11 protein-coding genes are annotated in these 12,059 nt (G+C 68.7%); 5 read left to right on the forward strand and 6 right to left on the reverse strand.

The window, feature by feature from the left end; all coding sequences use genetic code 11:
• Positions 1–25: 25 nt before the first annotated feature.
• Positions 26–583 carry a nucleoside phosphorylase gene (locus PTQ19_RS02685; protein WP_274368356.1) on the reverse strand — a complete coding sequence of 186 codons (558 nt, stop codon included), beginning with the start codon at positions 581–583 and terminating at the stop codon, positions 26–28.
• Between the two features lie 74 nt (positions 584–657).
• Here PTQ19_RS02685 and nadE point away from each other — a divergent pair, with 74 nt between their 5' ends.
• The 3 genes from nadE (at position 658) to PTQ19_RS02700 (ending at position 5,869) form a co-directional block, all read left to right on the forward strand.
• Positions 658–1,470: an ammonia-dependent NAD(+) synthetase gene (nadE, locus tag PTQ19_RS02690; protein WP_274369017.1), complete on the forward strand. Its 813-nt coding sequence runs from the start codon at positions 658–660 to the stop codon at positions 1,468–1,470.
• A gap of 95 nt (positions 1,471–1,565) precedes the next feature.
• Positions 1,566–5,084, forward strand: coding sequence for a TM0106 family RecB-like putative nuclease (locus PTQ19_RS02695; protein ID WP_274368357.1), 3,519 nt, complete (start codon positions 1,566–1,568; stop codon positions 5,082–5,084).
• Entirely contained in the window at positions 5,081–5,869 is a 789-nt protein-coding gene (locus tag PTQ19_RS02700) for a hypothetical protein (RefSeq protein WP_274368358.1), read from the forward strand. Before PTQ19_RS02695 ends, PTQ19_RS02700 begins: the two co-directional genes overlap by 4 nt.
• Before the next feature lie 234 nt (positions 5,870–6,103).
• Here PTQ19_RS02700 and upp read toward each other — a convergent pair whose 3' ends face one another.
• Positions 6,104–6,736, reverse strand: a complete 633-nt coding sequence (gene upp, locus PTQ19_RS02705; protein ID WP_179409082.1) for a uracil phosphoribosyltransferase — start codon at positions 6,734–6,736, stop codon at positions 6,104–6,106.
• A gap of 77 nt (positions 6,737–6,813) precedes the next feature.
• Between upp and tadA the strand changes: the two genes are divergently transcribed.
• Positions 6,814–7,269, forward strand: a complete 456-nt coding sequence (gene tadA / locus PTQ19_RS02710) for a tRNA adenosine(34) deaminase TadA (protein WP_423494682.1) — start codon at positions 6,814–6,816, stop codon at positions 7,267–7,269.
• A gap of 104 nt (positions 7,270–7,373) precedes the next feature.
• Here the strand turns inward: tadA and PTQ19_RS02715 are convergent, their stop codons facing one another.
• Positions 7,374–8,264 carry an alpha/beta hydrolase gene (locus PTQ19_RS02715; RefSeq protein ID WP_274368359.1) on the reverse strand — a complete coding sequence of 297 codons (891 nt, stop codon included), beginning with the start codon at positions 8,262–8,264 and terminating at the stop codon, positions 7,374–7,376.
• Positions 8,265–8,277: 13 nt separating this feature from the next.
• Entirely contained in the window at positions 8,278–9,249 is a 972-nt protein-coding gene (locus tag PTQ19_RS02720; RefSeq protein WP_179409080.1) for a cation diffusion facilitator family transporter, read from the reverse strand.
• Positions 9,250–9,300: 51 nt separating this feature from the next.
• Here PTQ19_RS02720 and proC point away from each other — a divergent pair, with 51 nt between their 5' ends.
• Positions 9,301–10,137, forward strand: a complete 837-nt coding sequence (gene proC / locus PTQ19_RS02725) for a pyrroline-5-carboxylate reductase (protein ID WP_274368360.1) — start codon at positions 9,301–9,303, stop codon at positions 10,135–10,137.
• A 71-nt stretch (positions 10,138–10,208) separates the two neighbouring features.
• Here proC and PTQ19_RS02730 read toward each other — a convergent pair whose 3' ends face one another.
• Together PTQ19_RS02730 and PTQ19_RS02735 are read right to left on the reverse strand one after the other, a co-directional pair.
• Positions 10,209–11,282 (reverse strand): alpha/beta hydrolase, encoded by a 1,074-nt coding sequence (locus tag PTQ19_RS02730; protein ID WP_274368361.1) that lies wholly within the window; start codon positions 11,280–11,282, stop codon positions 10,209–10,211.
• Positions 11,283–11,395: 113 nt separating this feature from the next.
• The gene (locus PTQ19_RS02735; RefSeq protein ID WP_374222195.1) at positions 11,396–12,058 is read right to left on the reverse strand and encodes a potassium channel family protein; all 663 of its coding nucleotides are present in this window, start codon (positions 12,056–12,058) and stop codon (positions 11,396–11,398) included.
• Position 12,059: the final 1 nt, after the last annotated feature.

Below are 12,059 nucleotides of genomic sequence, written 5' to 3' on the forward strand. Positions count from 1 at the left end.
TCGGGTCAGAGCCGTGCGCGACGGGTCAGAGCGAGTACTCGCGCTGCATGAAGTCCCACAGCTGGGCACTGCACGCGGCCACGACCTCGTCCCAGACCTGCGTCGCGCCGTCCTGCGCGCGATCCGAGACCACGCGAACCACACGGATCGGAACACCGAACTTCTGGGCCACCCACACGAACGCGTAGGTCTCCATGTCGACGAGCACCCCGCCGAGCGACGTGATCCGCGCGACCGCATCGACGTCGTCGACGAAGATGTCGCCGGTCGCGATCGTCACGCCGGCGCGTCCGGTCTCCAAGCGGGCCGGCAGTGACACGTGCTGGCCGACCGTGCCGTCGAGATCCTGAACATCGTGCTGGATGGCGGAGCTCACATCGTGGATGCCTGTCGCGATGGCATCCGACACGGCACCTGCGGTGCCGACCACGATGATCTCGTCGTATGCCGCCGCATCCAGCGCGCGGGTCAGCCCGTACGTGGCCATGAGCTTGCCGGGGCCGGTCACGAGGCGATCGAAGCCGTCGATCTCAGCGGGGAAGGCCTGCAGTTCAGAGGCGAGGGCGGCGACGAGGAGTTTCACGTATCCATCCTGACATCCGGTGCCGGCTCCGTGGACATCCGGGCGGCACGCGGTGAGAGGATGGGGCCGTGAGCATGCAGCAGCAGATCGCCGCAGACCTCGGCGTACGGCCCGAAATCGACCCGGCGACGGAAGCCGATGCCAGAATCGGCTTCCTCGTCGACTACCTGCGCGCGTCCGGAGCGAAGGGCTTCGTGCTCGGCATCTCGGGCGGACAGGACTCCACCCTGGCCGGGCGCCTGGCGCAATTGGCCGTCGAGCGCGTGCGTGCCGACGGCGGCGCGGCGTCGTTCCTCGCCGTGCGCCTGCCCTACCGCGAGCAGCACGATGCAGCGGATGCCGAGGCGGCCCTCGACTTCATCGCCGCGGATCGCTCGATCGAGGTCAACATCCACCGCGGTGTGGACGCCGTCGAAGCCGATATCGAGCACGCCTTCGACTCGAGCATCACCGACTTCAACCGCGGCAACATCAAGGCTCGCATCCGCATGGTCGCGCAGTACGCGCTCGCCGGGCACGACGGCATGCTCGTGATCGGCACCGACCATGCCGCGGAGGCTGTGACCGGTTTCTTCACCAAGTTCGGTGACGGAGCAGCCGACGTGCTGCCGCTGTCGGGACTCACCAAGCGGCAGGGCCGTGCACTGCTACAGCATCTCGGATCGCCGGAGCGCCTGTATCTGAAGGTGCCGACGGCAGATCTGCTCGATGGTCAGCCCGGCCGGGCCGACGAGCACGAACTCGGCATCACCTACGAGCAGATCGACACCTACCTCGAGGGGGGAGAGGTGCCGGCAGACGTCGCGGCGCGCATCGAGGCGAAGTACCTCGGGTCGCGGCACAAGCGCCACCTTCCCGTGGCGCCGCGCGACACCTGGTGGCGCTGAGCCCGCACACTGATGCCCCTGGGGTAAGGGGTCCGTCGCGGTGAGTGTCGGCGCCCGGGGATAGTGTCGATGACAGGCAACGGAGAGGCGGCACGGTGCGGGTCATCGCAGCAGAGAATCGTGTGGTGTGGAGCGCCAGCGACCTGAAGGTCGCGGCGGAATGCGAGTTCGCCTGGATGCGTGCGCTCGACGCCAAGCTCGGGCGCGTTCCGGCGGTGGTCGAACCTGAGGATGCCACGCTCGCGCGTGCCGCAGAACTCGGCGACGTCCACGAGCGTGCGGTGCTGGCCGACTACATCGCCGAGCGCGGCGAGGCCGTCGAGGGCGGACCGGGCGTCGTGTGCCTGCCGAAGGTGAAATCGACGGATGCTACGGCGATGGCATCCGCTGTCGACGAGACGCAGCGCGCGCTGAGGTCGGAGGCGACCGTCGTCTTCCAAGCCGTGTTCTCAACGTCCGAGTTCGTCGGCTTCGCCGACTTCTTGCGGCGCGATGACGACGGGCGCTGGCGGGTGCAGGATTCCAAGTTGGCGCGCGCCGCCCGTGCGACAGCGCTCATGCAGCTCGCCGCATATGTCGATCAGCTCGACCTGCTGGGCATCGAACGCAGCGACGAGGTCGACCTCATCCTCGGCGATGGCAGCGTCAGCACACACCGGGTCGATGACCTGCTGCCGCTGTTCCATGTACGGCGGGCGCGACTGCGGGCCCTGATCGCCGACCGCGACGTCACGGCGGGTGCCGCGGGTGAGCCGCTGGCGTGGGGAGATGATCGCGGAGACCTGCAGATCACCGCATGCGGGCGCTGCGCGACGTGCGATGAACAGGTGATCGGTCACCGCGACCTGCTGATGGTGGCACGTATGCGTCCGGTGCAGCGGCAGCGCCTGCGGACGGCCGGCATTCTCACGATCGACGACTTGGCGATGGCATCCGATGCCCCGCAGGGCATGAATCCCGAGACGTTCGCCGCGTTGCGGGCTCAGGCGCGCCTGCAGCTGGGGGTACCCGTCGAGGGGACGGACACGCCGCCGTTCGAACTGGTCTCGGCCAATGCCATCGGGCTCATGCCACGGCCGAGCCGCGGCGACATCTTCTTCGACTTCGAAGGCGACCCGCTGTACACCGAGGCGACCGGCGCCGAACAGGGCGCGCAGTGGGGCATCGACTACCTGTTCGGCTGGGTCGACAATGCCGACCAGTACTCGGCGCTCTGGGCGCACAGCTTCGCCGAGGAGAAGCGCGCGCTGCTCGACTTCCTCGAGTTCGTGAAGCTGCGTCGGCAGACCCACCCCGACATGCACATCTACCACTACGCGCCGTACGAGACCTCGCACCTGGCGGCGATGGCCGCACGGCACGGGGTCGGCGAGGCCGACGTCGACCGTCTGCTGCGCGAAGGGGTGTTCGTCGACCTCTACCCGATCGTGCTGCGCTCGGTGCGCGTGGGATCGCGGTCGTACTCGATCAAGAAGCTCGAACCGCTCTACATGGGCGAAGAAGTGCGCACCAGCGATGTGCAGAAGGGCGATGACTCGATCGTCCAGTACGTGCAGGCGCGGGGGCTGATCGCCGCGGGGCGTGCGGATGAGGGTGAGCAGATTCTCGCCGACCTGGCCGACTACAACCGGTACGACTGCGTCTCGACGCGACGGCTGCGCAACTGGCTCATCGAACTGGCCAAGCAAGAGGGCGTGCTGCCCGCGCCGCCGGACGACCCCGAGACCGCGGCCTACGAACCGTCGCCGCTCTCGCTCGCCCTGCAGGCCGAGGCGCTCGAGGCCGAGCACGCCGGCCGCAGCGGCAGCGAGTTCCGCGTCGCCGCGGCCGCGATCGACTACTACCCGCGCGAGGCGAAGAGCTTCTGGCAAGGGCACTTCCAGAGATTGCGCGAGCCGCTATCGGTATGGGAGAGCACGCGCGACGTGCTGCGCGTCGACGCGACACGCAGCAGCGTCGACGAGAACTGGGCGCTCGGCGAACGGCAGCGCTCGCAGTCGCGCGTGCTGCGCCTGCGCGGTGAGGTGGCACCCGGCAGTACTCTGCGCGAGGGCAGCAGTCCGTTCGCGCTGTACGCCGTGCCGACGCCATTCGGGGCGAACGCCCCCTCTCGAGTGATCCATGTGCCGCATGCCGTCGAGGTGATCGCCGTGCTCGATGACGGTTACGTCGTGCGCGAGCGCGGGATTGACGGGCAGCTCTGGGACGAACTGCCACTCGCCCTCGCCCCGGCGGCTCCGCCGCATGTCGCCTCGCAGCAGAGCGCAATTGAGCAGTGGGCGGCGCGCGTGCATCGCGCGGCCCCCGACTTCCCCCGCGACGCGGCGACCGACATCCTGCGCCGCATCGCCCCACGCACGGTCTCGGGTGCTTCTCTGCCGCAGGCCGGTGACGACACCGTCGATGCGATCGTGCGCGGCATCCTCGATCTCGATGACAGCTATCTGGCAGTGCAGGGCCCCCCGGGAACCGGCAAGACCTACACCGGGTCGCGGGTGATCGCACGCCTGGTGCGTGAGCACGGCTATCGCGTCGGGGTGGTCGCCCAGTCGCACGCGATCGTCGAGAACCTGCTCGAGCGGGTCATCGCCGATGGTGTTCCCGCTGAGCGGGTGGCGAAGGCTCCCAAGGACTCCTCTGCTCCCGAGCCCGGCTACACGGTGATCCGCAAGGACGGCATGGCAGGCTTCCTCGCCGAGCACGCTCGTGGGGGAGCGGTCGTCGGTGGCACGGCCTGGGACTTCAGCAACACCCGGCGCGTCGACCGGGGCGGTCTCGACCTGCTCGTGATCGATGAGGCCGGGCAGTTCTCGCTCGCGTCGACGATCGCCGTCGCCGCGGGGGCGAAGCGCCTGCTGTTGCTGGGTGATCCGCAGCAGTTGCCGCAGGTGAGCCAGGGCACCCATCCTGAGCCGGTGGACACGTCGGCGCTCGGCTGGGTGATGGACGGCGAATCGGTGATCGACCCCGCGCACGGGTACTTCCTCGCGCAGTCATGGCGCATGCATCCGCAGGTCGCGTCTCCCGTCTCCCGCCTGTCGTACGCCGGCAAGCTCGCGTCGGCGCCCGGTGCCGAGACACGGGTGATCTCCGGCGTCGAGCCGGGCCTGCACGTACTGCCGGTGCGCCATCGCGGCAATGCGACCCAGTCGCCCGAAGAGGCAGCCGAGGTCGTCCGGATCGTGCGCGACCTGATCGGACGCGAGTACACGGACGGCATGATCGACGAGCCCGCACGCCCCCTCGTGCAGGACGACATCATCGTCGTGGCACCGTACAACGCGCAGAAGCAGCTCATCCACGAAGAGCTTGTTGCGGCGGGCTTCGGCGAGATCGCCGTCGGCACCGTTGACAACTTCCAGGGCAAAGAGTCCGTCGTCTCGATCACCTCGCTGGCCGCTTCGAGCGGGCGGGATGCGCCCCGCGGGCCGGAGTTCCTGCTGCTGCAGAACCGCCTGAATGTGGCGATCTCGCGCGCCAAGAGCGCGGCGTACCTGGTGCATTCTGCCGCGCTGCTCGATGACCTGCCGTGGACGCCCGAGGGTGTGGCCCGGCTCAGCGCGTTCGCGCACCTGGTCGGCGCCGACCGCGTCGCTGATGGGCCGCGGGCATGAGCCCGGGGGCGACAGCGCCCACGGCTGAGGGCATCCTGCGGGCGGCCGCGGAATGGGCATGGTTCCCGCGCGGGAGCGAGCGCGAGGTGAGGGAACTGCAACTCGTGCGGTACCCGGCACGGTTCGGCGGCGGTGTCAGGGCCTCGCGGGTCGCGTCCGATCTCGAAGCGCCCGCCGTGCTCGATCATGCGATCGAGCGCACCCGTGAGTGGGGCGAGACACGGCTGACATTCTGGACGAACGCCGCGGACTCACCCGATCTTGAGGCGGAGCTCGTCGCCCGCGGTGCGGAGCACGTCGATACGGTGGCGGTGCTCGCGCGACCAGTCGACGGCATCTCGATCGAGGTGCCCGAGGGTGTCACCGCCGAGGTCATCCGCACGCTCGACCACGTGCGTGAGATGGATGCGGTCGACGTCGCGGTGTGGCAAGAGCAGCAGGCATTGTCACCCGAGCAACTCACACAGGAGCTGGCCGAGATCGAGTCCGCGAACGCGTCAGGCGAGGGCATCCGCGTGCTGGCTCGCATCGACGGAGTCGCGGTCAGCACGGGCGGCTGCACGATTGTCGGGCAATTCGCTCGACTGTGGGGCGGTGGGACGGTGCCCGAGGCGCGCGGTCGCGGCGCCTACCTGGCCGTGCTCGCTGAGCGCCTGCGGCGTGCGAGCGCGCTCGGGGCGACGACGGCACTGGTGAAGGGGCGGGTCTCGACGTCGGCACCCATCCTGACGCGCGCCGGGTTCGTGCACTACGGCGACGAGCGCGGCTACACCCTGAACGTCTGACCTTCCGGTTTGAGCGGGTCGGCGCTACTTCGGGGCGCTACCCAGGCGCGCGTCACTGAGAACAGGCTCGTTGCCGAGAACAGGCTGGATCTGTGGGAATCGTCCTGTTCTCGGCGTTTGTCCTGTTCTCGGTAACGGGAAGCCGGAATACCGGGCTGCCAGAGGCGGGCGCCGGCGAAGGCGAGCCCGGGGCGCCGAGAAGGCGGGATGCCGGCGCGCCGGCAACCCCGGGTGTTAGACGGTGCCGTACAGACGGTCGCCGGCGTCGCCGAGTCCGGGCACGATGTACCCCTTCTCGTTCAGGCGCTCATCGACGGCACCCAGTACGAGGGTGACATCCTGATCGCCGACGATCTTTTCGATCGCCTCGAGGCCCTCGGGGGTGCCGAGCAGGCAGATCGCGGTGACGTCCTTCGCTCCGCGGTCGAACAGGAACTGGATCGCCGCCGCCAGCGAGCCACCGGTCGCGAGCATCGGGTCGATCGCGAAGCACTGGCGGTCGCTCAGGTCATCGGGCAGACGCTCGGCGTAGGTGGTCGGCTCGAACGTCTCGTCATCGCGCACCATGCCCAGGAATCCGACCTCGGCGGTGGGCAGCAGCTTCACGAGCCCTTCGAGCATGCCGAGGCCCGCGCGCAGGATCGGTACGACGATCGGGCGCGGCTCGGCGATCTTCACACCCATGGTGGTCGTCACCGGGGTCTTCACCTCGACCGGTGTGACCTTCACGGTGCGCGTGGCCTCGTAAGCCAGCAGGGTCACGAGCTCCTCCGTCAACTGGCGGAAGACGGGCGAGGAGGTGTTCTCATCCCGCAGCACCGTGAGCTTGTGAGTGATGAGCGGGTGATCGGCCACATGAACGCGCATGATTACAGGCTACTTGCCCGAAGCCCCTGCGTGTGTGTCGAATCGTGCCGAACTGCCCGCGCAGTAGGCTCGACGGCATGAACCGCGCCTTCGACGAGCCGATGCGGCGCGCTCTCGCGCTCGCCGCGGATGCCGGAAACGACGGCGATGTGCCTGTCGGCGCCGTCGTGCTCGACGCCACCGGCGCGATCGTCGCGGAAGGCCGCAACCTGCGTGAGCAGACTCATGACCCGACGGCGCACGCCGAGGTCGTCGCGCTGCGCGCCGCCGCCGAGCACCTCGGGTCGTGGAACCTCGAGCAGCACACACTCGTCGTCACCCTCGAACCCTGCGTGATGTGCGCGGGCGCGATTCTGCAGTCGCGCGTCGCGCGGGTGGTCTTCGGCGCGTGGGATGAGAAGGCCGGCGCGGCCGGGTCGATGTACGACCTGCTGCGCGATCGCCGCCTGCCGTATCGTGCCGAGGTCGTCGGCGGCGTGCAGTCGGATGCTGCCATCGCCCTGCTACAGCAGTTCTTCGACGCCCGCCGCTGACGCCCGCTGACGCCCCTGACGCCCGCCGCTGACGCGACACCCGCAGCCCGCAGCCCGCCCGCCCCGGCAGGCGGGAGCTTCCGGCATCCGATCGGTACGCGACCTCAGCGTCCGTCGGTTGCGGCGTCGGCCAGGTAGTCGACCATCGTCAGGTATCCCTGAGCGTGCTCATCGAAGTACCCGGCACGGCGTACGCCGTGCTCGTCGATCGAGCTCTGCGACGCGTGTCCCTGCACGGCGACTCCGACGACCACGCCGCCCTCGATACCGGGTGCCTCGCCGCCGTCGCAGTCGTAGCCGATTACTCCGGGGATGTCGCGCGGATCGACCGGGTGCTGTCCGAGACGGCCCAACGGGGCGATGCTGTCATCCGCGCCCTCGGTGGCGTACACGACGACGTCGCCGCGTGTGATGGCGTCGCCGATGGCGATGCTCGCAGCCTGCGTGACCCCGGCGGATGCGATCGAGAAGGCCGTGCTCACGGCACCGGCGATGTTCATGGCGAACAGCTCGCCGAGCAGCGTCGATGAGTATGAGTAGGTGACCAGTGCGATGTGTGCGCGCGGGGTGCGTGTCTTGAGTCGGTCGAGGTCGACGGCCAGCCGGGCCGCGCCGATCGTGGCGTGTTTCGTGGCGAGTGTCGTCACGTGCGTGCCCGAGTCCCACCCGAACCAGACGACGGTGGCGACCCGTCGGGGTTCGCCGCGACTCACGCACGAGCGGATGACGTCCATACAGGTGCGCTGCGCGGCGTTCGCCCAATCCTCGAACACATCGAGCGTGGTCTCGGTGCCGTGCAGCAGATAGACGACGAGGTCGGCCTGGTCGATGTCGCCGAACGACACGACGGCATACGGTTCGCCGTCGCTCATCCAGAACGACTCCAGTCGGGCTTGGGGATCCGCAGCGAGCACGTCCTGCACGCGGCGCAGTCGCGCCAGCGTCGTTTCCGGCAGGTCGGCGTTCGCCAGGGCGGCGCGGAACTCCTCGGTCATGCCGAGCGGGCCGTCAGTCCGATGACCTCAGCACGAAGGCATCCGTCGGCGGTTCCGGATCGAGCGACGGACGGTACACGTCGGGCTCCAGGTAGACCACGCGGGCTGCGGGAACGGCCTCGCGGATGCGGCTCTCGATCTCGTCGATGTCGGCGGCCGCTTCGCGAACCGTCTTGTCGGCGGTCAGGGCGATCTTGGCGGCGACCATCAGCTCGTCGGGGCCGAGGTACAGGGTCTTGATGTGGATGAGCTTCTGTACTTCGCGGCCGCCGGTGATCGCCTCGACGATGAGATCGTGGTCGGTGGGCGTCGCGCCTTCGCCGATCAGCAGGCTCTTGGTCTCAAGGCCGAGCACGATCGCGATCAGGATCAGCAGCAGACCGATCATCAGGGTGCCCAGCGCATCGAACATGGTGTTGCCGGTGATCAGTGTCAGCCCGACGCCGAACAGCGCGAACGTCAGACCGATCAGCGCGCCGACGTCTTCGAGCAGGACGACGGGCAGTTCGGGGGCCTTGGAACGCCGCACGAACGAGAACCACGACTGGTCCTTCTCACGCACGCGGTTGCTCTCGCGCACGGCGGTGCGCAGCGAGAACGACTCCAGTCCGATGGCGATGACGAGTACGGCGAGGGGCAGCCACCACCAGGTCGAATCGATCTCGTGCGGATCGATGAGCTTCTGCACGCCCTCGTAGACGGCGAACAGGCCACCGAGCGAGAACAGGATGATCGATACGACGAACGCCGAGACGTACCGCTCACGTCCGTAGCCGAACGGATGCTCCTGATCGGCCTCGCGGCGAGCCCGGCGTCCGCCGCGCATCAGCAGCAGCTGATTGCCCGAGTCGGCGACCGAGTGGATGGCCTCGGCGAGCATCGATGCGGACCCCGAAAGCGCCCAGGCGACGAACTTCGCCAGGGCGATGCCGAGGTTCGCCAGGAATGCCGCGATGATCGCCTTGCTGCCGCCGGATGCGCTCATGCTCTGAGTCTACGACGGGCTTCCTTGGAAGGCCTTCCGTAGGATGGCGGCATGGTTGATTCGCTGCCTTCGCTCGCATTTCTCGGCGCCGGTTCGATGGGAGGTGCGATCCTGCAGGGGGTGGTCGCCTCCGGCGTGCCGGTCGACGGCATCGTCGCGACGAACCGTTCCCGGCTGAAGGCAGATGCCCTCGCGGCCCTGCCCGGGGTGACGAGCATCGCCCTCGAGGAGCGTCCCGACGGGAACGCCGAGGCCGTGGCATCCGCCCGTATCGTCCTCGTCGGTGTGAAGCCGGCGATGGTTCCCGATCTGTTGCGCGAGATCGCGCCGTCGCTGCGCCCGGATGCCATCGTCGTGAGCCTCGCCGCGGGCGTCACCCTTCACACGTTCGCCGAGGGCCTCGGCCAGCAGGCACACGTGATCCGTTCGATGCCGAACACGCCCTCCACGGTGCGCCGCGGAGTGACGGGGCTCGCCGCAGGTGCGGCGGCCACGGCCGACGACATGGCGCTCGTGCGTGCGCTGTTCGAGACCGTCGGTGCGGTGATCGAGGTCGATGAAGCGCAGATTGATGCGCTCTCGACCATCTCGGGATCGGGGCCGGCGTACGTGTTCATGTTGATCGAGGCGTTCACGCAGGCGGCGATCGGCAAGGGGTTCTCCGAGGCGGATGCCCGGCTGATGGCCGAGCAGACGTTCATCGGCGCCACCGCGCTGTTGGAGGCTTCGGGCGAGGAGCCGTCTGAGCTGCGTCGTCGCGTGACCAGCCCCAAGGGCACGACCGAGCGCGCGGTGTCCGTGCTGCAGGAGGCAGAACTCGAGGGCGTGTTCGCCCGGGCGACGGATGCCGCTCTTGCCCGTGCCCGCGAACTCGCCGCCGGAGCCTGATCCCGCGAGACAGACACAGAGCCCGGGGCGGTGATCTCACCGCCCCGGGCTCTTCTGCGTCGCGAAGCCGGTCAGGCGCCGTAGCCGATGCGCCGCAACAGCGCCGCACGGAACTCCTCGGGGCGCTCCAGGTGCGGTGCGTGGCCGACGCCCTCCCAAGACTCCTCGATGACGTCACCGCCGGCCGCGGCGTAGGCGTCGAGCACATCGCGAGTCTGCGACACCATCTGCTGGGCGGGTGCGGCCTCCTCGCCGGGCCAGCCCGGGATGACACCGAGGGCGCCGAGGTGGTTGAGGTCGAAGAACGATGCGTCCGACACGATCGCGTCGGCGCTGCCGTGCACCCAGAGCACCGGCGGCTTGGTGTCGAGGTCGATGATGCCCGAGACATCGAAGTGCTTCGGTGTCATCGTGTTCAGCACGCCGTGGTCGCCGGCGGCGAAGCCGGGCCAGTTGTCGCTGGCGGTGCCGTCGCCCGGGTAGTTGCCCTCGGCGGTCGAGGTGGTGAGCATCGACGCGACCCAAATGTCTTCGTGGGGTGAGGTGTAGTCGGCCGAGACGTAGCCGCTGCGGAACACGCTGCGCGGAGAGGTCTGCGCGTCGGCGCTGGTGTCGCCGTCGCGCAGGCGCTGCACGAAATCGGGGTTCGCTCCGCCGCCACCACATCCGGCGTCGTCAGCGGTGAGCCGGCTGCCGTCGCGTCGGGTGCCGCCGAAGCCGTACGGCGAGACGGGCGCCTGCAGGGTGAGGCTCAGCACCGGGTGGTCGAGGGCGTACTGCATGATCACGCCACCGCCCATCGACCAGCCGACCAGGTGGACGGCGGGAAGATCGAGCGCGGTGAGCACCGAGGCGAGGTCGTCGCTGAAATCACGCACGCCGCGGGTCGCATCGATGGGCAGCGCCTCGCTGTCGCCGAAGCCGCGCAGGTCGACGGCGATCGGGCGCACATCGGCGGGCATGCCCTGCATGGTCTCCTGCCAAAACAGCGCCGATGAGACGTTGCCGTGGACGAAGACGATGGTGCGGTCGGCGGGAGTCGCGGGGTCGTCGCCCGTGCGTTCCAGGATGTTCGCACGCAGTCGCGGGGTGGTGACGGATCGGGTGGCGATGCCGTCGAGAAGGATGCTGTCGGATGCTGTCACGGTGTGCTCCTCGGGTGCGGTGCGGCAGCGTCGCCGCGCTTCCCGACCGATCCTAACGGGACGGAGCACTCAATGTGAACTGACTTTCATGTCTTCTGGCAGTCCCACCGCTCTCAGCGGTCGAGGCCCGCGAAGCGCTCGATGTCGCTGTTCGTCCCCGACACGATGATCAGGTCGTGGTTGGTGACGACCGTGTTCGCCTCGGCGTAGCGGAACGGCTTGCCGGGACTCTTCACGCCGACGACGGTGACGTTGTACTTGGTGCGTACACCCGACTCGTTCAGACCGACGCCGCGGATGAACTTCGGCGGGTACATCTTGGCCAGAACGAAGTCATCGTCGAAGCGGATGAAGTCGAGCATCCGCCCGCTGACGAGGTGAGCCACGCGCTCACCGGCCTCGCGCTCGGGGTAGATGACGTGGTTCGCGCCCACGCGCGCGAGAATCTTGCCGTGCGACTGCGAAACGGCCTTCGCCCAGATCTGCGGCACCTTCAGGTCGACGAGGTTCGCGGTGATCAGCACGGAGGCTTCGATGAGCGAGCCGACGGCGACGACGGCCACCTGGAAGTCCTGCGCGCCGATCTGACGCAGCGCGTCGAGGTTGCGGGCATCCGCCTGCACGGTGTGCGTGACGCGATCAGACCACTTCTGCACCAGCTCGAGGTTGTCGTCGATCGCGAGAACCTCGCGGTCGAGGCGATCGAGTTCGCCTGCGCACGCCGCGCCGAAGCGGCCCAGTCCGATCACGAGTACCGGGGCGTCGCCCCGAACCATC

Origin of the sequence: Microbacterium esteraromaticum (assembly GCF_028747645.1) — a bacterium.
GTDB classification, from domain to species: domain Bacteria; phylum Actinomycetota; class Actinomycetes; order Actinomycetales; family Microbacteriaceae; genus Microbacterium; species Microbacterium esteraromaticum_C.

Excerpts from the sequence above, each read along its gene's own strand:
- nadE (WP_274369017.1), top strand. The coding sequence starts at position 658 with ATGCAGCAGCAGATCGCCGCAGACCTCGGCGTACGGCCCGAAATCGAC.
- proC (WP_274368360.1), top strand. The coding sequence starts at position 9,301 with ATGGTTGATTCGCTGCCTTCGCTCGCATTTCTCGGCGCCGGTTCGATG.
- tadA (WP_423494682.1), top strand. The coding sequence starts at position 6,814 with ATGAACCGCGCCTTCGACGAGCCGATGCGGCGCGCTCTCGCGCTCGCC.
- upp (WP_179409082.1), bottom strand. The coding sequence starts at position 6,736 with ATGCGCGTTCATGTGGCCGATCACCCGCTCATCACTCACAAGCTCACG.
- PTQ19_RS02720 (WP_179409080.1), bottom strand. The coding sequence starts at position 9,249 with ATGAGCGCATCCGGCGGCAGCAAGGCGATCATCGCGGCATTCCTGGCG.
- PTQ19_RS02735 (WP_374222195.1), bottom strand. The coding sequence starts at position 12,058 with ATGGTTCGGGGCGACGCCCCGGTACTCGTGATCGGACTGGGCCGCTTC.
- PTQ19_RS02700 (WP_274368358.1), top strand. The coding sequence starts at position 5,081 with ATGAGCCCGGGGGCGACAGCGCCCACGGCTGAGGGCATCCTGCGGGCG.
- PTQ19_RS02715 (WP_274368359.1), bottom strand. The coding sequence starts at position 8,264 with ATGACCGAGGAGTTCCGCGCCGCCCTGGCGAACGCCGACCTGCCGGAA.